Here is a 23795-nt window from a genome sequence, read left to right on the forward strand (position 1 = left end):
CTCGCCGGCGGCGTCCACCGCCTCGACGGCCAGCTCATGGTCGTCCTCGATGTCGATCGCGTGCTCGAACTGATGCCAAAGACAGCCGCCGCGGCGTAAGCGACCGCGGCGATTAATAAGGAGGCCAACACATGAAGACGTGCCTTGTTGTCGACGACTCCGGCGTGGTGCGGAAGATCGCCCGGCGTATCGTTGAGGGAATGGGGTTCGCCGTCGTCGAAGCGGAGGACGGTGAGAAGGCGCTGGAAGCCTGCAAGCGCGCCATGCCGGAAGCCGTGCTGCTCGACTGGAACATGCCGGTGATGGACGGTTACGATTTCCTCGTCCATCTGCGCCGCATGCCCGGTGGCGATCAGCCCAAGGTGGTGTTCTGCACCACCGAGAACGGCATCGACCACATCTCGCGCGCGCTGAATGCCGGCGCCAACGAGTACATCATGAAGCCGTTCGACAAGGACATCGTCGCCGCCAAGTTCCAGGAAGTGGGCCTCGTCGCGCTCGATGCGCCGAGCGAAGCCTGAAGCCATTTCGAATCCTTGCTGCTGAGAGGCTCCCGTGACGCCCCCCGACTACGAGTATCTGCGTAAGCTGCTGAAGGACCATTCCGGTCTCGATCTGTCTGCGGACAAACAGTATCTGATCGAAAGTCGCCTGCTGCCACTGGCGCGCAAATGCGGCCTCAACGGCATCCCCGACCTGGTGGCGAAGGCGAAGGCCGGTTCGTCCTCGCATATCGTCCAGGTGGTCGAAGCGATGACCACCAACGAGACCTTCTTCTTCCGCGACAAGGTGCCGTTCGATCACTTCCGCGATACGATGATGCCGGAGATCCTGAAGGCCCGCGCCGCGCGCAAGAGCCTGCGGATCTGGTGCGCCGCCGGTTCGACCGGCCAGGAGCCGTATTCGCTCGCGATGTGCCTCAAGGAAATGAGCGCGGCGCTCACGGGCTGGCGGGTCGAGATCGTCGCCACCGATCTGTCCCAGGAGGTGCTGGAGAAATCGAAGGCCGGCATCTACAGCCAGTTCGAGGTGCAGCGCGGACTGCCGATCCAGATGCTGGTCAAGTACTTCAAGCAGTCGGGCGAATTGTGGCAGATCAATCCTGAGTTGCGGGCGATGGTGCAGCACCGCCAGCTCAATCTGCTGCACGACTTCTCGCAGCTCGGTGCGTTCGACGTGATCTTCTGCCGCAACGTGTTGATCTATTTCGATCAGGACACCAAGATCGCCATCTTCAACCGCCTCGCCCGATCGATGGAGGCCGACGGTTTCCTGGTGCTGGGCGCCGCGGAAACGGTTGTCGGGCTGACCGACACGTTCAAGCCGGTCCCCGAACGGCGCGGCCTGTACCGGCCGAGCGGCGTTCGTTCACCCGCGACCGCGATCGCCATGCCCAAGCTCGCGGCAATGGCGGCGGGACGGTGAGTAATGGTGGAAGACGGCAAACTCGTCGAGCGCGTGACGTTCAGCCGAGGCATTGACGTCTGCATCATGGCCATCGATGGCACCTGGCGGCGGGATTGCGTGCTCAACGCGATCTCCGACAATGATGCGGAGCTCACGGTGGAGGGGTCGATCCAGGGACTCAATCTGAAGGAGTTCTTTCTGCTGCTGTCATCGACCGGTCTTGCCTACCGCCGCTGCGAGCTGGTCCGCGTCAACGGTACCGAGATGGACATCAGCTTCCTGAAGGCCCGGCCAGGCAAGAAGCGACCAGCATCGGCCGACGTGGAGCGGATGGCCTGACCGGGCCGCGCGCTGCGATCGCCTTTTTTTGTTCCGCGGCAGCGAGGTCTTCGCACGATGTCGGAGAAGCGGCGGAACCGATCGTCATCTGGTGGGTTGGGCGTGATCGGCGCTGAGCCGATCGACCCCTGAAGGCTGGTCCTGCCTGTTGCGGATCAGTTGAGGGTACGCGCCGGTGCCTCCGAATCCAGCAACCGGCCGAGCGCGGTGTCGAGGCCGGCGTCGCAGGCCTTCAGGGCGCCCGACGCCGCGACGTAGCGCGGCGTGACGTCGTCCAGCACGACAACGTTGTTGGCGGCGTCCTGCTCGGCGAGCAGGGCTTCGCGCGCGATCGCGGCCTCGATCAGTCGCAGGCTCGCCCGGACGTGCCCGATCAACGCAACCAGGTCGCTCACGATTATGGTATAGGGATCATTGCCGTCGTCCGAGCCCACCGCAGCGCTATGGGCCGCTGCATTTACCATGCATGTTTCTCCACTGGCTCCCACTTTTAGGGAATGCGTTGCTACTTGTGCGTTAAGCTGACCTCCCGTACAAATACGGGTCCATTGATCGATACGGTCGAGATGTCTTGTTGTGCGGTCAGGCGTGACGCTTCACCAGTGATGGACGATGCATATGGCTGAGAATGGCTCTTCCCGCGGGGAGATTTTCGTAGTCGACGACGATCCTGCCGTTCGCGATACGCTATCGATGGTGCTCTCGGCGGCCGGCTACAAGGTGATCTGCTTCGCCGATGGCGCAGCACTGCTGTCGGTCGCGCGGACCAGAACGCCGGCCTGCATCCTGCTCGACGTGCATATCCCCGGCAAGTCCGGCCTCGACATCCTGCGGGAGCTGCACGGCGAGGACTATCCGGCGCCGATCTTCATGATCTCGGGTCAGGGCGATATCGCGATGGCGGTCAGCGCCATCAAGAACGGCGCGCTGGATTTCATCGAGAAGCCGTTCCGCGGCAGCGAGATCGTGAACCGGCTCAATGAAGCGATCGATGCCTATACGCGGCGCCAGGCCGAGAACTCGGCCTCGCGCGTCGCCTCGCTGCACTTCCCCGGGCGCGAGCCGCTGACGCGCCGGGAGCGCGAGGTGCTTGAGCAGTTCACCTCCGGCGCCTCCAACAAGGAGGCCGGGCGCCAACTCGGCATCAGCCCGCGGACGATCGAGGACCATCGCGCCAACATCATGAAGAAGCTCGGAGCGCGCAACGCCGCCGACCTCGTCCGCATCGTGATGACGGCGCAGCGCCAGGCCTGATCTTCTCGGTTACGCGGATTTTCGAGCTTCGCGCCGTCATCCCCGGGGTGACGGTGATGAAGCCGAATGCGTTCTCTCCGCCGTCATTGCGAGCAATGTGAGCAATCCATCTCGCCGCAAGTGGAGGGATGGATTGCTTCGTCGCCTCGGCGCAAAATTGCTTTGCGATTTGGTCGCGAGCTGCTCGCAAGGAGAGACCATGGCGCAACGCTCTAATCCGCGAGTGCCTTGCGGATCATCGCGGCCAGCTCCGATTTGCGATAAGGCTTGGGCAGCAGCAGCACGCCCTCGTCGAGCCGGCCGTGATGGATGATCGCATTCTCGGTATAGCCCGAGGTGTACAGCACCCTCAGCTCGGGCTTCATCGTGAAGATGCGCTCGGCCAGCTGGCGGCCGTTCAACCCGGGCATGATCACATCGGTGAACAGCAGGTCGAACGGCGTGCCGGCCTCGACGATCGCCAGTGCTTCCTTGGCATTGGCCGCCTCCAGCGTGACGTAGCCTAGCCCGTGCAGCTGCGCGAGCACGTAGTCGCGGACCAGCTTGTCATCCTCGACCACCAGGATCGTCTCGTGGCCGCCCTCGAGGTCCGACGGTGCTGCGGCCTCGGCGACGGTCGCCGCGCCTGAGGCGGGTGGCAGATACAGCCGGATCGTGGTGCCGTGTCCCTCCTCGCTGTAGATCTTGATGTGTCCGGCGGACTGCTTGACGAAGCCGTAGACCATGCTTAGCCCGAGGCCGGTGCCCTTGCCGGGCCCCTTCGAGGTGACAAACGGATCGAACACCTTGTCGAGCATGTCGGAGGCGATTCCGACCCCGGTGTCGCTGACCGCGATCATGGCATAGGGGCCGGGCCGCACATCGCCGTGCAGGCCGGTATAGCTCTCGTCGAGCAGGACGGACGCAGTCTCGACCGTGAGACGGCCGCCGTGCGGCATCGCATCACGGGCGTTGAGCGCGAGGTTGAGCAGGGCGTTGGCGAGCCGGTTCGGATCGACCACAGCGAGGCACTTCTCGTCCTCGAACGAGGTACGGATGTCGACCTGTTCGCCGAGCGTTCGCCGCAGCAGCTTGGCGGTGTCGACGATCAGCGTATTGATATCGATCTCGCGCGGCTCCAGCGGCTGCTTGCGGGCGAACGCCAGGAGCTGCTGGGTCAGGTCGGCGCCGCGCGAGGCGGCCTCGTCGATCATCCGCGTGATCGCCGCGAGCTGCGGTTCGTTCTTCACGGCGTCGGCCAGGATCTCGATCGTGCCGGTGATGACGGTCAGGATATTGTTGAAGTCGTGCGCGATGCCGCCGGTGAGCAGGCCCACGGCCTCCATTTTCTCCGATTGCCGAATCCGGTCCTCGGCGGCGATCTTGTCGGTGAGATCGCGGATGAAGCCGTTGAACACGAAGCCGTCGCGGGTCTTCAGCGCCGTGATGCTGAGCTCGGCGGTGAACTCGGTGCCGTCGCGCCGCCAGATCTGCACCTCGCGGCGTGGTTGGCGCACCTGCTCGCCGCCGGACTGCAGGAAGCCCGCGAGCGCGGTGCGCAGCGGTCCGCCCGGCCGGCCCATCAGTTCAAAGACGTTGCGGCCGATCGCCTCGTCGCGGCTCCAGCCGAACATCGTCTCGGCCTGCGTGTTCCAGTCGCGGATCACACCGTTCTGGCTGATCTGCACGAAGGCATCGAGCGCGCCGTTGATGATGCCGCGCGCGAGCTGCGCGCTTTCGCGCAGCCTTTCCTGCGACTTGCGGCTCTCGGTCATGTCGCGGCCGACCAGGTAGAAGCGCTTGACCGGTTCGGACCAGACACCGAGCCAGGACAGCCACACCTCGCGGCCGCTCCTGTGAACGCAGCGCGCATCGGAGATCTTTGGTTGCTGTCCGCGCCGCAGCGCACGTATATCGGCCTGCGAACGTTCCAGATCGTCGGGATGGATGAAGTTCGCGCCGCTCCGGCCGATCAGGTCCTCGGGCCGATAGTCCAGGATGTTCTTGCAGCTCGGGCTGATCTGGACTACCTCGCCGCGGGAGTTCAGCACCATGATCAGGTCCTGCGACGTTTCGAAGATGCGCCGCCGCTCCTCGGCCTGTTGCCATAGCGCCTGTTCGTTGCGGTTGCGCTCGCTGATGTCGCGGGCGGTCTTGGAGATCCCGATGATGGCACCCGACATCGCCTTGATCGGCGATACACTGAGCGAGACCTCGACCGGCGCGCCATCCTTGCGCATCAGCACGGTCTCGTTTTGCTCGATCCGCTCGCCCCAGCCGATACGGCGCATGATGTCGCCGATCTCGGCCCGCCGGTCTGGCGGCACGATCAGCGCAACGTTCTGGCCGACGGCCTCCGCTTCGCTGTAGCCGAACAGTCGTCCGGCGGCCGGGTTCCAGCCGCTGATGGTGCCGTCGAGCTGTTCGGTGATGATGGCATCGTTGGAGGATTCCACCGCCGCCGTGAACAGGCGCTCGCGCTCGGCATGGTGGTCGCGCGCTACCTCGGTGCGGCGGTGCTCGGCGACCTCGCGCTCGAGCGCCACGGTCTTGGCATTGGCCTCGTCCATCACGCGCGCGAATGCACGGGCCAGGACGCCGGTCTCGCCGAGAGCGTTGACCGGAATGGCCGCCGTGCCCTTCTCGGTGACGCGCTCGACGGCGGCGGTCAACCGCGTGATCGGCCGGGTCAGCGATCGCGCGATCAGCCAGGCCAGTGCTGCCGCACCGAGCACCGCCAGCGACCCGACCAGGATCGTGCTGTTGCGGATCGCGGTTGCCGGCGCCATGAACACGTTGTTCGGCACGACGTCGATCACGGCGACCCATTCGCGTCCGGCCAGCAGCGTCGGCGCAAGCGCGACAACGCAATCCTCCCGTCCGGCCTGACCGTCCACGATCTTCGCGACGCCTTGCGTGGTGCCGAGCGCCCCGGCCAGATTGGGCATGTCGTGCCGCCAGTCGGTCGGGGTGCCGAGTTGCGCTCCGAATTCGCGCGCGCGGTCTGGGTTGACGAGATAATTGCCGCCGGCGTCGACGACATAAACGCGTTCGCCAGGACGCGCCGATTCGCGGACGCTTTCGAGCGTCGATCGCATGTCGGCATTGATGATGACGATCCCGAACGGCTTGCCGTCGGGAGTCCTGACCGGCTTCGCGACCATCATGGTCGCGACATGCGGTGTCTCGACGACGCCGTTCTCTTCGTTCAGGCCGATCGGCGAGACGTAGATACCCTCGGGCGGCAGATTGATCGTGTTGCGGAAATAGGCCGCGTCGCCGACCTGCTTCAGCTCCTGCTCGGGCACGATCCGCACCGCGCCACCGGGGCCGAAGCGGTCGACCCGCGCAATTTCGCGATGATTGTCGGCGATACCGACGAAGCGCAGCGAATAGGCCGGCTTGAGTGCCAGTTGCGCGGCGAGCTGGGTCTCCAGCCGCTGGCGCCAGACGGCTTCCGTGAGGCCGTCAACGGGGTCGACCCCGTTATTGAGCCGCGCCCGCATCAGGCCGCTGACCGCCGGCAGGGCCTGGAGGATCGTGATGTCGCCGGGCGTGGTCCGGGCGCGGGCCTCTAGGGCGGAGGCGGCGAAGCGAACCTGCGTTTCGATCCGGTCGAGCACGCGCGGGGCGAGCGCCTGTTCGAGGCTGCGATAGCTGAGCCATCCGACCGCGGAAACCACGATGGCGACGAGGGCGATCATCGCGAGGGCAAGCCTGGTCGTCAGCGTCATCGATCTGTTCGCAGCTTTCCGCCTGCCCTGAAGGGTTCCGGCACGCGGGGGGATGGGGCCGAGCTTGACTGCCATGGTCAAGCGATCCAGAAACGGAAACACCGGCGTATGCAAGCAATTTCGACAGCGATGGGGCCTCCATGACCACCCAGAAGTCCAAGACCCCCGATCAGTTGCGCAGCGCTCGCTGGTTCGCGCCCGACGATCTGCGCGCCTTCGGACATCGCTCACGCGCGATGCAGATGGGCTACGCCCCGGAGGAATGGCGCGACCGCCCGGTGATCGCGATCATCAACACCTGGTCCGACGCGCAGCCCTGTCACATGCATTTCAAGAGCCGGGTCGACGACGTCAAACGCGGCGTGCTGATGGCCGGCGGGTTCCCGATGGAGCTCCCGGCGCTGTCGCTGTCGGAATCGCTGCTGAAGCCGACCACGATGCTCTACCGCAACATGCTGGCGATGGACGCGGAGGAACTGCTGCGCGGCCATCCGGTCGACGGCGTGGTGCTGATGGGCGGCTGCGACAAGACCACGCCGGGGCTGCTGCTCGGGGCCACCAGCATGAACCTGCCCGCGATCTATCTGCCGGCCGGCCCGATGCTGCGCGGCAACTGGAAGGGCCGTACGCTCGGGTCGGGTTCGGATGCCTGGAAATACTGGGACGAGCGGCGCGCCGGAAAGATCTCCGACAAGGACTGGGTCGACATGGAGGCCGGCATCGCCCGCAGCTACGGCACCTGCATGACCATGGGCACGGCCTCGACCATGACCGCGATCGCGGAAGCGATCGGCATGACGCTTCCCGGCGCCTCCTCGATCCCCGCCGCCGACGCCAGCCATATCCGCATGAGTTCGGAAGCCGGCCGCCGCATCGTCGAGATGGTCTGGGAGGATCTCACTCCGCAGAAGATCCAGACGCGACGTGCGTTCGAGAACGCGATCACGGTCGCGATGGCGATGGGCTGCTCGACCAACGCCATCATCCACCTGATCGCGCAGGCGCGCCGGGCCGGGCAGGACATTTCGCTTGATGATTTCGAGGAGGCAAGCCGCAAGGTGCCCGTCATCGCCAATGTGCGGCCGAGCGGCGACCTCTATCTGATGGAGGATTTCTTCTATGCCGGCGGGCTGCCCGGCCTGATGGGCCGCATCAAGCAGCATCTGCATCTCGATTGCATGACCGTCACGGGCCAGACGCTCGGCCAGAACATCGCCGGCGCCGAGGTCTACAACGACGACGTCATCCGATCAGTCGCGAATCCGATCTACAAGGAGGGGGCGCTCGCCGTGCTGAAGGGCAACCTCGCGCCCGACGGCTGCGTGATCAAGCCGTCGGCCTGCGATCCGCGCTTCCTCAGGCACACGGGACCCGCGCTGGTGTTCGACGATTATCCCGCGATGAAGAAGGCGGTCGACGATCCCGATCTCGACGTCACTGCCGATCACGTGCTGATCCTGCGCAATGCCGGCCCGCAGGGCGGTCCGGGCATGCCGGAATGGGGCATGCTGCCGATCCCCACAAAACTCGTGAAGCAGGGCGTGCGCGACATGGTGCGGCTGTCGGATGCACGCATGAGCGGCACCTCCTACGGCGCCTGCATCCTGCACGTCTCGCCGGAATCCTTCGTCGGCGGCCCGCTCGCGCTGGTCAGGAACGGCGACCGCATCACGCTCGACGTTGCCGCGCGCAGCATCAATCTCGACGTGCCGGAGGCTGAGCTCGCCAGGCGCCGCGCCGAATGGAAGCAGCCCGAACGGCGCTTCGAGCGCGGCTATGGCTGGATGTTCTCAAAGCACATCAAGCAGGCCAATGAGGGCTGCGACTTCGATTTCCTCGAGACCGGCTTCGGCAAGCCGGTGGGCGAGCCGTCGATCTACTAGTCACTGCACCGTCGTTCCGGTTTGCTCGCTGCCGCGAGCGCCGCGGAATTGCAATCGGGATGAATCACATGTCCAGGCTCAGCGACACCACCCGCAACAGGCTCAAGACCGTCTCCACCGCCACCGTCGCAACCGCGCTGTTCAAGCGCGGCTTGCGCATTCAGTGCATCCAGGACGTTCATCCGTTGAGCCCCGGTCAGCCCACCATGGTCGGCGAGGCCTTCACGCTGCGCTACATGCCGGCGCGCGAGGACCTCAACACCATCGACGTGTTCCGCGACCGCGCGCATCCGCAGCGCAAGGCGGTCGAGGAATGCCCGGCAGGCAGCGTGCTGGTGATGGACAGTCGCAAGGATGCGCGCGCGGCGTCCGCCGGCGCGATCCTGGTGACGCGGCTGATGAAGCGCGGCTGCGCCGGCGTCGTCACCGACGGCGGCTTCCGCGACGCCGCCGAAATCGCAAGGCTCGGCTTTCCGGCGTTTCATCACCGGCCGAGCGCGCCGACCAACCTGACCCTGCACCAGGCGATCGAGATCAACGTTCCGATCGGCTGCGGCGACGCACCGGTGTTTCCCGGCGACGTGATCCTCGGCGACAGCGACGGCGTCATCGTGATCCCCGCCCATCTCGCGGACGAGATCGCCAACGAAACCTTCGAGATGACCGCCTTCGAGGACTTCGTCACCGAGGAGGTCCACAAGGGGCGCAGCATCCTGGGGCTCTATCCCGCCACGGATGAGCAGACGCTGAAGGATTTCGCCGTGTGGCGGAAGGCGAAGGGGAGATAGCCTCTTCGCTTCGCTTCCTCCGGGCTAGCCGATCGCTACACGTCGGCCTTCTCGGCCATCCCGACCGCCCACAACGCAAATGCGTAGACGATCGCGACTTCGTCGAGCCGGTTGAAGCGGCCCGAGGCGCCACCGTGACCGGCGCCCATGTTGGTGCGCAGCAGGACCGGGCCGCCGCCGGCCATGGTGGCGCGCAGCCGCGCGATCCATTTTGCGGGCTCCCAATAGGTGACGCGAGGATCCGTAAGCCCGCCCATCGCAAGGATCGGCGGATAATCCTTTGCGGCGACGTTATCGTACGGCGAATAGGACAGGATGGTGCGGAAGTCCTTCCCGCTCTCGATCGGGTTGCCCCATTCCGGCCATTCCGGCGGGGTCAGCGGCAGCGTGTCGTCGAGCATGGTATTGAGCACGTCGACGAACGGCACCTCGGCGACGATGCCGCCGAACAATTCGCCGGCGCGGTTGGCCACCGCGCCCATCAGCATGCCGCCGGCCGAGCCGCCATGCCCGACGATGCGCTTCTGGCTGGTGTATTTCGCCTCGATCAGCGCGCGCCCGGCGGCGGCGAAATCGTCGAACGTGTTGGTCTTCTTCTCGCGCTTGCCGTCGAGATACCAGCCCCAGCCCTTGTCGGCGCCGCCGCGGATATGCGCGATCGCGTAGACGAAGCCGCGGTCGACCAGCGACAACCGGTTCGCGGCGAAGGAAGCCGGCATCGCCATGCCGTAGGAACCGTAGCCATAGAGCAGGAGCGGCGCCTTGCCGTCACGGACGAGGCCCTTGCGATGCAGGATCGAGACCGGCACCTGGGCGCCGTCGTGCGAGGTCGCCATGATGCGCGTGGTGACGTAGTCGGCCGGGTCGTGGCCGGACGGAATCTCCTGCCGCTTGCGCAATACCCGGGTGCGGGTCGCCATGTCGTAGTCGTAGACCTCCGACGGAGTGGTCATCGACGAATAGGCGAAGCGCAGATTTGTCGTCTCGAACTCGTAGCCGCCCATGGTGTCGAGCGAGTAGGCGGCCTCGTCGAAGGCGATCGGGTGTTCTTCGCCCGTCTTGAGGTCGCGGATGATAATTGCCGGCAGCGCATTCGATCGCTCCAGCCTCACCATGTGACCGGCGAACAGCTCGACGTCGAGCACATAGATGCCCTCGCGATACGGGATGAAGTCGCGCCAGCTGGCGCGCCCGGGCGAGGCGAGCGGCGCAGTCATCACCTTGAAGTCAATGGCGTCGTCGGCATTGGTGAGGATGTAGAGCTCATCGCCGCGATCGGCGATCGAGTATTGCACGCCCTCCTCGCGCGCCGCGACCAGGCGCGGCGGTGCGTCCGGGTTGGCGAGGTCGATCAGCCGCTGCTCCGAGGTCTCGTGGTCGCCGCCCGCGATCACGCAGAAACGGCCGCTTGCGCTTTCATGCAGATGGGTGAACCAGCCGGAATCCTGTTCTTCATAGATCAGGATGTCGTCCGCCTGCCTGGTGCCGAGCTTGTGCCGCCATACCTGCATCGGGCGGTGGTTGTCGTCGAGCTTGATGTAGAAGAAGCTCCTGGAGTCCGCGGCCCAGACCACGCCGCCGTCGGTCTCCTCGACGCAGTCGTCGAGATCGCCGCCCGTTGCCCAGTCGCGCACGCGGATCGAGAAATATTCCGAGCCCTTGGTGTCGGCGCTCCAGGCGTGCAGGCGGTGATCGTTCGAGTGCCGGCTGCCCCCGAACTTGAAATACTCATGGTTCTTCGCGAGCTCGTCGCCATCAAGCACGACATGCGCCTCGCCGCCGCCGCGCGGCGTGCGGCAGAACTGCTCATGCTGGCCGTCCTCGCGGAACCTGCGGAAATAGGCGAACGGGCCGTCCGGCGACGGCACGCTGGAATCGTCCTCCTTGATCCGCCCGCGCATCTCCCTGACGAGTTGCTTCTGCAACGTGTCGGTGTGGCCGAGCAGGCTCTCGGTGTAGCCGTTCTCTGCTTCCAGATATTTGCGGATATCGGGATCGAGGATCGCGGGATCGCGCAGCACCTCCTGCCATTTCGGATCCTTGATCCACGCATAGTCGTCCGTCACCGTGATGCCGTGCCTGGTGAACGAATGCGCCCGGCGCGGCGCTACGGGCGGGGATGTCCTGGTGGCGGAATTGGTCACACGATCCTCATTGTGCAGGGTGCACCGCTTATATCGGGATCAATGTGGCGATTGCCAGACGGGAATGCCCGTCGTTTCCGTTCGATCCCCGTCGTTGCGAGGAGCTCGCGCCGCAAAATTGCAAAGCAATTCCGCGCTGAAGCGACGAAGCAATCCATGGCTCCGCATATGCCGGAGCATGGTTTGCCTCGCTTTCGCTCCAATGACACGGCTGGCCCAGCGCGAACCGGTCGAAAGCCGTCGCGCAGGCGCTTTGCCTACGCCTTCACATTCTCGCCGAGCCACTGCACCGCGGCGTCGACGCCGCCCCTGCCGTGCGGGATCTTCAGCGCGTTGAGCGCGACCTCGACGACGCCCAGCGTGCCGAGCACCATCGGCGCGTTGACGTGGCCCATATGCGCGATGCGGAAGGCCTGGCCCTGCAAATCGCCGATGCCGGTGCCGAGCACCACGCCGCACTTCTCCTTGCAGTAATGCTGGATCGCGGCGGGATCGGCGCCCTTCACGGTCACGGTCGTCACCGTATTGCAGCGCTCGGTCGGCTCGACGATGTTGAAGCCGATCACCTGGCCTTCGGCCCAGACGGCAACGGCGCGGCGCACGGTCTCGCCGAGCAGCCGATGACGCTCGAAGGCGTTCTCGAGCCCTTCGGCCTGGATCATGTTGATCGCCTCGCGCAGCGCGAACAGCAGATGCACCGGCGCGGTGCCGGCGTATTTGCGGTAATGCTCGCTGCCCTCGCGCTCGGTCCAGTCCCAATAGGGCGTGCGCAGATCGGCCTTCTTGTGCGCCTCCCAGGCGCGGTCATTGGCGGCGACGAAGCCGAGGCCGGGCGGCGTCATCAGCCCCTTCTGCGAGCCGCTCATCGCGACGTCGATGTACCATTTGTCCATCTCGAACTGCGTGCAGGCGAGCGAGGCCACGGTGTCGACCATGAACAACGCCGGATGGCCGGCCGACTTGATCGCCTTGCCGATCGCCTCGATGTCATTGTAGACGCCGGAGGCGGTGTCGACCTGCACGGCGAGGATCGCCTTGATCTTGTGTTCCTTGTCGCGCCGCAGCCGCTCCTCGACTTCGGCCGGTCGGATGGCGCGGCGCCAGTCGCCCTTCAGGATCTCGACGTCGGCGCCCATTGCAGCCGCCGCCTGCCCCCACCCCAACGCGAAACGGCCGCTCTCCAGCACCAGCACCTTGTCGCCGCGCGACAGCACGTTGGAGAGCGTCGCCTCCCAGGCGCCATGGCCGTTGGAGATGTAGATGTAGGATTTGCCCTGGGTGGCGAACAGTTTCGAGAGGTCGCGCAGCAGGCTCTCGGTCAGTTCAACCATCTCGCTGGAATAGATGTCGAGCGCCGGGCGATGCATCGCCTGCAGCACCTGATCAGGCATCGTGGTGGGCCCGGGGATGGCCAGAAACTCCCGGCCCGCGCGAACGGTCATCTTCTTGTTCCTTATGGGTAAAACGCGGAATCAAGCGTGTGAGGGATCAAGCGCGCAACATAAGCGATTACGCCCGTGATTGCGAGCATTGCAGAGCAATCCAGAGCTTCAAAAACTGCGGAGCAGTTGCCTTATTTGCCGATTGCCTCGACCACTGCGTGCCACACCTGGTCCTTGAATTCGGTCGCAGCCGGGCTTGCGATCTGCTCGACCGCGCCCTCATGCTTGCGGCAGGCCTCGACCAGCCGCAGCACCCAGATCTCGCCGTCGGTGAAATAGGGATCGCCGCCTCCATTGCGCCCCGACAGCGTCGGGCCGACGCCGGTCACCTGATATTTTGCGGTGACCATGCCTGACGTCTCCAGATCGCCGGCGAGCACGGCGCGTTCCGCATCGAGGTCGGCTGCGATGTGGTGGGTCACGGCACCGGTGTAGTGGCTGATGCCGACGCTGCGGTCGAGTGTCGCGGCACCGAGCCACACCGGGCGCTTCTCCTCGCCGGAATCGAGCACTTTCCAGAGCCGCACATGGTTGCGGCGATCGGCGCTCGATCCGACCGGCTTCTCGAAGGCGAGGTCCTCGCGCCGACCGAGATAGAACAAATTGCTGACCGGCGCATCCTTGTAGGGACGGTCGAGCAGCACGCTGCCGACGATCGCGATCGAGGATCGCAGCGTGATCGGGTCGGCCGGATACCAGCCGGCTTCATGCATCGCGCAGACCACGTCCTTCTCGTTGCCGATCAGGCCGACGTTCATGGGATCACCGGGAATGCCCTGCGCCGTGCGCGTCACCATCGGCAAATCGGCGAGGCCCTTCTGGTGCTCGTAATGCTTCCAGATCTCCGGGAGCAAAAGATAGGCCGCCAGCAGATAGGTCGTCAGCACGAACAGCAGCAGCAATTCGACGCGCCTGATGCGGTCGCGCCGTCGCGCCATACGCGGATTGATCCCGATGTCGGTCACGGCACGTCCTGATGCGAAGATTGACCGGACTTAGCGCCGCGTCTCGCGGCAGCCGGCGGCCTCGGCTTCCTCGACCGAGCAGAACCAGCGCGTGCCCTTGGAAATCTTCATCTCGATTCGCGCATACCAGCGGCTGGTCGGCTGGTGAAAGATGCATTCGCCGGAGCGGTTGACGTTGCCCTTTATGGTGCAGTCGGGCGAGGGCGCGACCGGGCCGGAGGCCGATGCGAGCAGGATGGCGTGAGCGCCCTCCGGCGGCTTCACGGCGCCGAGCACCGGCGTCTTCTTGTTGCGCACGCGCCAGTCCCACGGCGCGATGAAGGCGCCCTGCCACATCCCGGCCTTGGCTTCCTTCGCGGCCTTCTCGTCCGCCTCGTAGTCGTGCGAGATGCGGGTGAAGGCGAGCGCCCAGCCGTTCTGCACCATCCATTTCTGGATGTCCTCGCCATCGACCTCGCAGCGCGCGATGGTGCGGCCGCGGCGATCGACCGAGCGGGCGTGGCAGGTCCAGCTCCTGTTGCCGGCGTGCTTGACGAGTTCGTCGCGCGCGGCAGCGCCGCAGGTCCAGCGTTCGCCCTTGGTGTTGAGGCAGAGCTGGTCGGTCGACGGCGCGTCGATGCCGCCGAGCCGGATGCGGGTCGAGCCGATCATGACCTGGTCGCCGTCGCGGATCTTCGGCACGCCGGTGATGTCTGCCGCGAACGCCAGCGTCGGCAGCGAGAGCATGAGGCCAGCGGTGAGCAGCGTCTTCAACATCGGTGATCCCGGCTAAGGGTTATACGTGCGAGTATAAAGGCTGACGGATCGTACGGGCAACGTGTCATTGGGAGATCCGAATAGCGGGTAGCGAATGGCGAATAGGGAACGATAGCGGTTGCGCGGTCTCCTTCCCCATTCGCTACTCGCTACTCGCTACTCGCCATTCGCCGCCTCGCCAGCGTCAGCGCCATCAGCACGAAAGCAGATGTCACCTCCGGGCCGCCGACCAGGATGCGCGTCGGGGTCTTCATCTTGTTCCACTCATAGGCATTGTAGGGGCCGTTGCGGCCGCCTTCGCCGATGCTGTGCACGATGCAATGCAGCGCCGGCGTGAAGGTCGCGACGTCGGCGTTCAGATGCGCCAGCGCCATCAACGCCAGCGCGGCGTCGAAGGCGTTCATCTCATGGGTGATCAATTCGCCGGTGACGTAGCCGAGCACGCGGGAGCGGATCAGCGCGAACACGTTGCCGGGATCGATGATGCGCTGGGCCGCCAGCGGCAGCGCGACGAAGGCAGCGTAGCATCGTCCGAAATAGGCGGAATAGAGCTCCGGCAGATAGTAGATATGCGAGCGGGGATTCCTGAACGCGCCGCTTTCGACGAGGTTCATCTGGAAGGCGATGATGCGATGCACCGTCTCCAGACGCTGCGGTGTCTCGATCACCTTCCAGCGCTTGAGGTTGCGGAACGTGACCTCGAGGATGTCGAGGTTCAGGGTCGGATCGAGATCGTTGCCATAGGGCCGGTCGCCGTTGAGATTGTCGATCCAGGTGACGACGCCGCCGTCGTAGTCGACGTGGTCGTTGAGCGGCACGGTGACGACCGGCTCGTTGGCGCCCGATCGCACCTGGTAGCCGCGGTAGAAGTCGAGCAGTGGCTGGTCGAGGATCGGATCATCGGATCCGGCCTGGGTCGCGGCCGAGAACGCACAGGCCGTGGTATCGCAATCGGGCACATAGATGCCGAAGCCGAGGTTCTGCCTGATCTGGGCGAAGAAGCGCGAGAAGCGCGGGTGCGGCCCCGGCGCCAGCGCGGTGATCACCTTCACGATGGAACCGTCATGCGAAGGCACTTCCTCGGCGCTGGTCCTGAGACAAAACGCGACCATGTCGGAGATCGCCCGCTGCGCCGCGGCGGCTTCGTCCACCGAGGCGAGCCCGGTCTCGGCGAAAGAGAGCAGCGCCTCGGTGAAGAACGCATCATAGTAGGCCGAGCGGTGACGGATCTGCACCGGCTCCCACATCGGCTCGGCGATCCCGCGCCATGGCGGGTTGATCAGCGCGCGCGCCGGCGAGCGCGCGATGAAGATCCGCGCCAGGCTGAAAAGCAAGGTCGAGTTCTTGTAAGCGCGGGCGTTCAGCCCGGTCAGCGCCATCAGCAGCTCGCGCCCGCGCATATCGGCATCGCCGAGCAGGTTGAAGGCGGCATAGGTCGGGATGAAGCCGTTGGTCGCGAACGAGCGCAGCAGGTGCGCCGCCGTGGTGCGGATTGTCTGGTCGATCTCGGCCATCGCAGGCGCACGCACCGGGGCGGTCGCCGGCGGCGGCTGCGGGTGGCGGACGTCGATATCATCCATCAGTTCGGCGATGGGGGCGCCGACCGCGGCCCAGTCCGGGGTCGTCTCGTCGCGCGCTGATATCAGCGCGGCGCGGAGGCGAGCGAGGCGGTCTGCGTCCTTCAGCGCCGGCAGGCCGGTACGGCGGAGCAGCGGCCGCAGCGCCGGATTACCGAGCGCGGTCCGGTAGAATTGTCCGAGATGGGCATTGCCGCCGCGATAGCCCAGCAGCACGCCGTCGCAGACGTCGTAGAGCGACGGGCCGTCCTTTTTGGCCGTCAGCGCACGGCACACCGCGCCGGCGATCCCGTGAAGACCCATAAATCCCCTTCCGCAGGAGAAACTCTTGTCCATGGAACCGGTTAACGCGTCAGTGCGACGTCGTTTCCTGGAGATCGCCCAATTCCTGCAAGCCGTTGGAAAGCTACATAAAACCGTGGGAAATACAAATGTGACATAGGTCACGTAACTGGATCTTAACGCAGTCAATAGTCTTTGCCGCCCGGACGCATGCATCAGGCCGGGTTGCCTCGGGGGCTCCATCGGGTTAAGGGAATGTTTGTTGCGGTGCCGCAAATTGAGGTCGATCGAACCGGCACCCCATTGGACAACTCCATTACCTGACCGTCTCTGACACGACGAACCGGCGCGGCCGTGATTGTTCGCCCCGGGGAAAACGATTGGGACAAGGAACGTTATGAACCTGAGGCAGCTTCGCATTTCCCGCCGCACGATTGCGGTCGCCGTGGCGGTGACCGGCACGGTGTCGCTGGCGATCGGCGCCCATGCCGCGCTCAACAAGCGTTCGCTCGACGCCGCCAAGGCGATCGCCACCGAGCAGACCGGCTCGATCGCGCAGGGTGCCTCCCGCGTCGCCCTGATCATCGGCAACGGCCATTACCCGGACGCATCAGCCCCGCTGGCCCAGCCGATCAATGACGCCCGGACGCTGTCGGGCACGCTGCGCCATGAAGGTTTTGACGTCGACGTCGTCGAGGACGCCACCCGCGACGACATGGTTCGCGCGGTGGAGCGGATGAAGGCGAAGATCCGCCCCGACACCGTCGTGCTGCTGTTCTTCGGTGGCTATGGCGTGCAGGTCGGCCGCGACAGCTACATGATCCCGGTCGATGCCGCGATCTGGAAGGAATCCGACGTCAAGCGGACAGGTGTCAGCGTCGAGTCCGTGCTCGACGTGATGAAGGAGCAGGGCGCCAAGGCCAAGCTCGTCGTGCTCGATGCCTCCAGGCGCAACCCCTATGAGCGCCGCTTCCGCGCATTCTCCCACGGCCTCGCCCCGATCTCGCCGCCGGAGAACACGCTGGTGTTGAGCTCGGCGACGCCGGGCAAGGTTGCCGACGACTCGATGACGCCGAACAGCGTGCTGGTGTCGGAGCTTGTGAACAACCTCAACGCCCAGGCCGGCGCGGCAAGCGCCTTCAACAAGACCCGCATCGCCATCGCCCGCGCCTCGGAAGGCGAGCAGGTGCCGAGCGTGTCGTCGTCGCTGCTGGAAGACATCAAGCTCGGCGGCTGAGAGCCGTTTCGGTTTGCACCACTGCGCTCCCTCGCCCCGCTCTTGCGGGGAGAGGGTTGGGGTGAGGGGCTGGGCGAGGAAATCGCCCTACTTCACCTCGGCACTCCCCATTACCGGCCGCACCGGATCGCCCTCGCGCAGCAGCGCGCCGGCACGGGCGACCACGATGTCGCCCTCCTGCACGCCCTCGCGGATCTCGACCTGCCCGGCCGACATCAGCCCGGTCTCCACCCGCCGCGTCTCGACCCGGCCGCCGCGCACCACCTGCACCACGGTGCCGGCGGTGGAATAGAGGATCGCGGTCAGCGGCACCGCGACGCCGCAGCTCTGCCCGGTCTTGATCTGGGCGCGGCCGGAGGAATTCACCAACAGCCGCCGGCTGGTGGAGATGCCCACGAACACCTGGCCGAGCTGGCTGTTCGGCTCGACGGTCGGCGCGATCCGCCGCACCTTGCCCTCGAGATTGCCGGCGCCCAGGATCGTGATCTGGGCGGTCTGGTTCGGCTGCAGCTTGGCGATATCGCGCGTCGGCACCAGGCCGACCAGGTCGTATTCGCTCTTGGCGATGATCGAAAACAGCGCCTCGCCCTTGCCCGAGGCCGGTGCGCCTATGACCGCCGTCGACGCCGCGATCGTGCCCGCGACAGGCGCGGCGACGTTGATCGAATTGTTGCCGTCGGTCAGCCGCGCCAGCAACTGCCCCGCCGTGACGCTGTCGCCGGGATCCGCCATCACGTCCGCCACCTTCAGCCCGAACCTTTCAGGCCGAACCTGCTGCTCGTCGCGTGCCAGCACCAGCCCCGAGACCTCGACGATATTGCCGAAGCAGAATTTCGACGCCTTCAGCACAGTGACCGCAGCACCCTTCGGCGTTGCCTCGGTATCGCCCGCGGCAAGCGCCGGCGAAGCTGCGAGCAGAAGCAGCACAGTGGCGGCCATGGCGGAGGATTGCGGAAATCGCGGCGTCATCGGCGGATCATTCCAAAATATGCGATCCCTGATTAGCAGATGGCCGGGAGCGCGGCCAGCGGAGAGGGTGTCGGCCTTGGGGCATGGGACGTGCTAACCGGCCCTCGTCGTTGTGATTGTTAGGCCTCACGGTGCCGCGCATCGTCCATGCCCGTGGATTGACCCGTTGCCACCTCAATCTGTGGTAGTAGCTTCGGGAGGAAGAGGAAACCAGGAAGGCGAGCAATGCTTCGACTGTGCCTCATTGTTTCATCCATTTTCGTTCTCGCCGATGAAGCGAACGGCTCCTGTATTTGCCGCTGCGTGGATGGAGAGATGCAGCCGATCTGCAGCAGCACCATCGACATTGCGCCGATTTGCCCGGCGACGGCTTGCGCGATCGTGCCGCCGTCCATTGCACCGATCCGGTCAATGCCGGTGGCGCCACCTGGTACAACCGAATGCGCGCAGCGCCAGGTTTGGGATCCTGCGACGCGGCGATACGAGTGGCAGACGGCGTGCGAGTGAGTTTGACGACAATTCCGATTTTCGGAAATATCCTTGACTCAACCCCCAAATCACCCGTACAACTTCCCTCGTCCCGCCCGGCAAGAGGGGCGTATCGCGATCGTCACGAACGCGCGGCGGGATGCGATGGACGCTGGTGGCGCGCGAGACGAGTGCGCTTGCAGGCGGACGGCGAAATCGTGTGGTTCGGGCGCCCCAGTGGCAGGTGCCCCGGCGCAGGATGCGAAAGCATCTCGCGAAGGCGGTGACAACAAAGCCTGGTCTCACCGCGAAGAGCGCGAGATAAGCCGTAACACCATTGCGCAGGGAAGGCCGGATGTTTCCGGTTTCACCTGTGGTCCTACCCCCGTGCTTCCTGTTGCACGGGACCCGCGGGTGCGATCGGCGCCCGGCCTTCCCTGTGCCCTCTCCTTCGATGAGGGTGAGATGATCGCACGGCTCGGGCGCGATGGCGTCGCGAGAATGCGGACGTGTATCCCGATGCTGTTTGACAATTGAATCAGGACATCACCCCCGTCATTGCGAGGAGCGTACGCGACGAAGCGATCCATGGTCTGTCATCGGGCGCGACCCGCTGGCTCGCAATGACGAGGTGAAAGAGCGCCGTCGATGCTTTCAAAATTGCCGCACGCGTGTCGCGCGGCGCTATCGCACGATCCGCTTCACGCGCCGCACGGCTTTCTTCGCCGGCGCGTCGGCCGCAGTTGCCGCCTCGCCTTGCGATCCCTCGGCGTCCCTTGCCTCGCGAAGCGCACGCAGCCGCTCCATGTTCTTGCGCACGGCGATCGCGTCGCGCTCGACTTCGGCCATGGCGCGGGCGCCCTCTTCGGCGGCAAGCCGCTGGCGCTCTGCTCGCGCAAGGCTTTCGGGCGAGAGATCGAGCTTCTTGATGGTCATGTCATCCTGCTGTTTGGCGCATCCGCGCGATCACGCGCAAAGGGCAATCATAACGCAAAAGCCCGCCCAACCGTTGCGATCGAGCGGGCTGCATCGTCACTCCAGTACATCCGTGGAATGACGCGAAAGCATGTTCCTCGCCTGCGCGGAGATCATGCTCGAAGCGGAGACTCACACCAGCGAGAGATTCTCTGCGCTGGTCTTGCCACGCATTTTGTCGGTCTTCAGCTCGAACGAGACCTTCTGCCCCTCTGCGAGGCCGGTCAGGCCGGCGCGCTCAACCGCGCTGATGTGAACGAACACATCCTTGCTGCCGTCGCTCGGCTCGATGAAGCCAAAACCCTTCTGACCGTTGAACCACTTCACAGTGCCTGTTGCCATTTTCTCTTCTCCAAAGCGCATCCGCGCGTGTTGCTGCGAAAACCTTCGCATATCCATTCAACCGGCGATGTCTCTGGAAGAGGGCCGCTTTGACCATTCAACAAGGCACAACGGCTAATCGAATGACACGAATATACACACTTATTCCGAGAAAAACAAGGCGCGCGCCGGCCGCGTTCCCGCCAGCGGGCCGCGCCGGCGGCTGCGCTTGCCTCAAACGGCGTCAATGCAGGTGCAGCCGAAAAATCCCTCGTCGGGATTGTGCAGCTTGACGCACATCACCTCCGGGGCGCCGTCGCAGCCGCCGATGCATTCGCGGCCGTCGTCATTGCCCTCGCACACGCGGAACGTCTGATCATCGGGGAAATCCGGGAATGCGACGCGGAGGTTCCTCAGCTTGTCCTGCCAGGTCGCGGGCACAACAAACTTCTTGCCCTTGCCCTCGCGGATGAAGAAGCCGAATGGAAATCGCACGTCGCCGAGATTGACTGCGCTCAGGGCTTTCACCGCGGGATTGCTTGGGTCGCGGGCCTCCGTTGCGGTCAGAAAGGAGATGCCGTTGCGTATCGTAGCCATGGTCGCCTCCATTGCAGGTGCGCAGATGCTACCAAACACGCGAGGGTTGCTTTGTTAATGTGTTCACAGTTTGAAACAAAGTGGGTGGGCGGGAGGTGAAGCGGGAGCGGAGACCACATCCGCGTCCCGGCTTTCGCCGGAAAGCCAGATGAGAACGTCGCCTCGCCGCTACTCCGCCGCCGCCTCCGCGCTCGGCTCGCCCTTCCAGCGCAGGATCTCGGCGGCGAGGATCGGGTGGTTGAAGCCCTTGACGGTCAGGTCGTCGATGGCGCGGCCCTCGACGTAAGGCTCGACCATGCCGTAGACGCGGCGGCTCACCACGATCTGGCCCGCCTTGGCCTCGCCGCAGAGGCGGGAGGCGAGGTTGGTGACGCTGCCGATCGCGGCATATTCCAGCCGCTGCTCGAAGCCGACCTGGCCGAGCGTGGCGTAGCCGAGCGCGATCCCGATGCCGAAGCCGAGGCTATGCCCGCGGTTGCGCCACTTCTCGGTCAGGGCGCCGATGGTGTCGCGCATCTCCACCGCCATCTTCACCGCGCGTGCGGTGTGATCCTCGAGCTGGATCGGCGCGTTGAACAGGATCATCACGCCGTCGCCGGCATAGCGGTCGAGCGTGCCCTCGTACTTGAAGATCAGCTTGCCGAGCGCTGCGTGATATTCGCGCAGCACGTTCATCGCCTCTTCCGGCTCGGTCGCCTCGGTGAAGGCCGTGAAGCCGCGCAGATCGCAGAACACCACCGTGACCTCGCGACGGTGGCTGTCGAGCAGCCCCTCATGCCCGTCGGAGGAGGCAATCAGCTGCGCCACTTGCGGCGCCAGGAAGCGCTCGAGCTTGCGGATGCGCTCGATCTCGCCGAGCTGGGTCTCGACCCGCGCCTCCAGCGACTTGTTCCAGTCCCTGAGCTCCTCGGTCTGCCGTTTGAGCTTGTCGGCCTGCTCGCGCACCGTGGTGTTGGCCTGCTCCAGCGCGTGGCTCTTGTGATCCACCTCGGTGAACAGTCGCGCATTGCGCATCGCGAGCACCGACTGGTGCGCGAAGGTCTTCATCAGGCCGATCAGGTTGGCCGGGAAATCGCCGGCGAGCTTGCGCAGCACCACCAGCGCGCCGAGCACGCCCTGCTGGTCGACCAGGGGCACCACCAGCACCGCGTGGAAGCCGGCGCCGACCACGACGTCGCGCAGTGGCTGATCGGGCGAGGCGGCCAAGTCGGGGAAGGTGAGCGGCTCGCCCCTGGCGGCAGCCTCGCCGAGCGGGCTGTTGGCCTCGTTGATCGCGCGGTGACGGCCCTCGGCGTTCTCGTCGATGCCGATCGATTGCGTCAGCTCGAAGGTGCGGCTCGGCGCGTCGTAACCGTAGATCAGCACGGCGTCGGCGTGGGTGATCTCGAGCGCGCGGGCGGCGACCGTCGGCAGCACGGCATTGAGGTCGAGCGAGGAGGCGACCGCGCGGCCGACCTCCTCCAGCACCTTCAGCTCGTTGATCGATTGCGCGAGGTCCCGCGTGCGCTCGCTCACCTTGGCCTCGAGGCCGGAATAGGTCTCGGCGAGCTGGGAGGCCATGCTGTTGAACTGGCCCGCGAGTTCTTCCAGCTCGTCCGATGTCTTGACGTCGATGCGATGGCCGAAATCGCCGGCGCCGAGGCGGCGAGCGCCGGCGCGCAGTGCTGTGATCGGCACCAGCATGCGCCGCGCCAGCACCGTGCCGGCGATGATCGCGACCACGAGGCCGAGCGAGATCAGGAGCGCGATGCGCACCAGCTGGTCGCGGATCGGCGACAAGGCCTGCGCGGTCGGCTGTTCGAAAAACACGTGCCAGCCGAGCTTCGGGACTGAGGTTGCGGTGCTCAGCACGGCGTCACCGTCGATATTGGTGCCGGATGCCACCGGTGTGCCGTCGGAGGCGAGCAGGGCTGCGACCTGGGGAAGGCCGGAGAGGTCGCGGCCGACGGGGGGGCCCTTGGACGAAGATGCCAGCACGCGGCCCTTGGGGTCGACGACATAGGCATGCGCGAGGCGGCCGACCTGGGAATCGCCGAGAAAATCCGCCAGGAAGCCGAGGTCGATCTCGGCCACGGTGACGCCGGCATTGAAGCCGGAATGCTGTTCGCCGATCGACATGAACGGCCGCTCGTCGCGAAAATACGCGGGCGCGTAGGCGGTGCCGAGGTTCAGCGTCTCTGTGAAGCGCAGGTCACGGGAGAAGTCGGCGTTGGAGTTGACCGTCACGGTCTGGCGCGACAGTCTGAGCTCCTCGCGGCCCTGGCCGTTGATGTAGGTGAGCTGGCTGACTGCGGGCACCTGGGCGAGCAGCTGGGTGTAGTCGGCGCGGCGCATCGCCAGCGTGTTCGAATAGGCCCGCGTCGCCCAGGAGATCTGGCGGTCGAGGTCGGCGATCGACTGCTCGATGCGCTTGGCGGTGGCATCCGCCTTCTCGCTCATCGCGTCCCTCAGCGTGGTCTTGATGCCGCGGTAGCTGATCCAGGTCTCGAGCGCGCCGTTGACCGCGAGCACGAACACGACAAGGCCGACCAGCGCGAGGACGTATTTGGCGAACAAGCCTCCGCGCAGGAACCAGACCTTGTCCTTGACCCCGTTCATCCAGCCTCGTCCGCCCCTTCAAATGTACCGGGCGCGTCGCAGTATCGTGAGGATGTTTAGCACGGATCGAGGGGCCAAGG

Annotated in this window: 20 protein-coding genes and 1 pseudogene; 8 read left to right on the forward strand and 13 right to left on the reverse strand. The window is 65.4% G+C overall.

The window, feature by feature from the left end:
* The 4 genes and pseudogenes from JQ586_RS40560 to JQ586_RS20795 all read left to right on the forward strand — a co-directional run.
* A pseudogene (locus JQ586_RS40560) lies at nt 1-99 on the forward strand (chemotaxis protein CheW); the annotation flags it as partial.
* Nucleotides 100-131: 32 nt separating this feature from the next.
* Nucleotides 132-521, forward strand: a complete 390-nt coding sequence (locus JQ586_RS20785; protein WP_212396472.1) for a PleD family two-component system response regulator — start codon at nt 132-134, stop codon at nt 519-521.
* Nucleotides 522-555: 34 nt separating this feature from the next.
* Nucleotides 556-1425 (forward strand): protein-glutamate O-methyltransferase CheR, encoded by an 870-nt coding sequence (locus JQ586_RS20790; RefSeq protein ID WP_212396473.1) that lies wholly within the window; start codon nt 556-558, stop codon nt 1423-1425.
* Between the two features lie 3 nt (nt 1426-1428).
* Nucleotides 1429-1746 (forward strand): PilZ domain-containing protein, encoded by a 318-nt coding sequence (locus JQ586_RS20795; RefSeq protein WP_212396474.1) that lies wholly within the window; start codon nt 1429-1431, stop codon nt 1744-1746.
* Between the two features lie 155 nt (nt 1747-1901).
* On the opposite strand, the gene JQ586_RS20800 is transcribed toward JQ586_RS20795, so the two are convergent.
* Nucleotides 1902-2210, reverse strand: a complete 309-nt coding sequence (locus tag JQ586_RS20800; RefSeq protein WP_212396475.1) for a hypothetical protein — start codon at nt 2208-2210, stop codon at nt 1902-1904.
* A 154-nt stretch (nt 2211-2364) separates the two neighbouring features.
* On the opposite strand from JQ586_RS20800, the gene JQ586_RS20805 reads away from it, so the two are divergent.
* Nucleotides 2365-3000 (forward strand): response regulator transcription factor, encoded by a 636-nt coding sequence (locus JQ586_RS20805; protein WP_212396476.1) that lies wholly within the window; start codon nt 2365-2367, stop codon nt 2998-3000.
* Between the two features lie 212 nt (nt 3001-3212).
* Here JQ586_RS20805 and JQ586_RS20810 read toward each other — a convergent pair whose 3' ends face one another.
* Nucleotides 3213-6713, reverse strand: a complete 3501-nt coding sequence (locus JQ586_RS20810; RefSeq protein ID WP_212396477.1) for a PAS domain S-box protein — start codon at nt 6711-6713, stop codon at nt 3213-3215.
* Nucleotides 6714-6853: 140 nt separating this feature from the next.
* On the opposite strand from JQ586_RS20810, the gene araD reads away from it, so the two are divergent.
* Both araD and JQ586_RS20820 read left to right on the forward strand, forming a co-directional pair.
* Nucleotides 6854-8596 (forward strand): L-arabinonate dehydratase, encoded by a 1743-nt coding sequence (gene araD / locus JQ586_RS20815; RefSeq protein ID WP_212396478.1) that lies wholly within the window; start codon nt 6854-6856, stop codon nt 8594-8596.
* A gap of 68 nt (nt 8597-8664) precedes the next feature.
* Nucleotides 8665-9384, forward strand: coding sequence for a ribonuclease activity regulator RraA (locus JQ586_RS20820; RefSeq protein WP_212396479.1), 720 nt, complete (start codon nt 8665-8667; stop codon nt 9382-9384).
* 35 nt (nt 9385-9419) lie between these two features.
* Here JQ586_RS20820 and JQ586_RS20825 read toward each other — a convergent pair whose 3' ends face one another.
* From JQ586_RS20825 to JQ586_RS20845, 5 genes are all read right to left on the reverse strand, one after another.
* On the reverse strand, nt 9420-11528 hold the full coding sequence (locus JQ586_RS20825) for a S9 family peptidase (RefSeq protein ID WP_212396480.1): 2109 nt from the start codon (nt 11526-11528) through the stop codon (nt 9420-9422).
* 257 nt (nt 11529-11785) lie between these two features.
* Entirely contained in the window at nt 11786-12970 is a 1185-nt protein-coding gene (locus JQ586_RS20830; protein ID WP_212396481.1) for an alanine--glyoxylate aminotransferase family protein, read from the reverse strand.
* Between the two features lie 131 nt (nt 12971-13101).
* Complete coding sequence (locus JQ586_RS20835) at nt 13102-13908, reverse strand: LssY C-terminal domain-containing protein (RefSeq protein WP_212396573.1); 807 nt, start codon at nt 13906-13908, stop codon at nt 13102-13104.
* Between the two features lie 57 nt (nt 13909-13965).
* The gene (locus JQ586_RS20840; protein WP_212396482.1) at nt 13966-14691 is read right to left on the reverse strand and encodes a thermonuclease family protein; all 726 of its coding nucleotides are present in this window, start codon (nt 14689-14691) and stop codon (nt 13966-13968) included.
* A gap of 149 nt (nt 14692-14840) precedes the next feature.
* On the reverse strand, nt 14841-16571 hold the full coding sequence (locus JQ586_RS20845) for a hypothetical protein (RefSeq protein ID WP_212396483.1): 1731 nt from the start codon (nt 16569-16571) through the stop codon (nt 14841-14843).
* A 376-nt stretch (nt 16572-16947) separates the two neighbouring features.
* On the opposite strand from JQ586_RS20845, the gene JQ586_RS20850 reads away from it, so the two are divergent.
* A complete protein-coding gene (locus JQ586_RS20850) occupies nt 16948-17787 on the forward strand; it encodes a caspase family protein (RefSeq protein WP_212396484.1) in 840 nt (279 codons plus the stop codon).
* An 87-nt stretch (nt 17788-17874) separates the two neighbouring features.
* On the opposite strand, the gene JQ586_RS20855 is transcribed toward JQ586_RS20850, so the two are convergent.
* The 6 genes from JQ586_RS20855 to JQ586_RS20880 form a co-directional block, all read right to left on the reverse strand.
* Complete coding sequence (locus JQ586_RS20855; RefSeq protein WP_212396485.1) at nt 17875-18756, reverse strand: efflux RND transporter periplasmic adaptor subunit; 882 nt, start codon at nt 18754-18756, stop codon at nt 17875-17877.
* 119 nt (nt 18757-18875) lie between these two features.
* Nucleotides 18876-19151, reverse strand: a complete 276-nt coding sequence (locus JQ586_RS20860; protein ID WP_212396486.1) for a hypothetical protein — start codon at nt 19149-19151, stop codon at nt 18876-18878.
* Between the two features lie 757 nt (nt 19152-19908).
* On the reverse strand, nt 19909-20160 hold the full coding sequence (locus JQ586_RS20865; protein ID WP_212396487.1) for a hypothetical protein: 252 nt from the start codon (nt 20158-20160) through the stop codon (nt 19909-19911).
* A 171-nt stretch (nt 20161-20331) separates the two neighbouring features.
* Nucleotides 20332-20541, reverse strand: a complete 210-nt coding sequence (locus JQ586_RS20870) for a cold-shock protein (RefSeq protein ID WP_212396488.1) — start codon at nt 20539-20541, stop codon at nt 20332-20334.
* 213 nt (nt 20542-20754) lie between these two features.
* Nucleotides 20755-21117 carry a hypothetical protein gene (locus JQ586_RS20875; protein ID WP_212396489.1) on the reverse strand — a complete coding sequence of 121 codons (363 nt, stop codon included), beginning with the start codon at nt 21115-21117 and terminating at the stop codon, nt 20755-20757.
* Between the two features lie 168 nt (nt 21118-21285).
* On the reverse strand, nt 21286-23715 hold the full coding sequence (locus JQ586_RS20880; RefSeq protein ID WP_212396490.1) for an adenylate/guanylate cyclase domain-containing protein: 2430 nt from the start codon (nt 23713-23715) through the stop codon (nt 21286-21288).
* Between the last annotated feature and the right edge of the window lie 80 nt (nt 23716-23795).

This window comes from Bradyrhizobium jicamae, assembly GCF_018130215.1.
Classification (GTDB): Bacteria; Pseudomonadota; Alphaproteobacteria; order Rhizobiales; family Xanthobacteraceae; genus Bradyrhizobium; species Bradyrhizobium jicamae_A.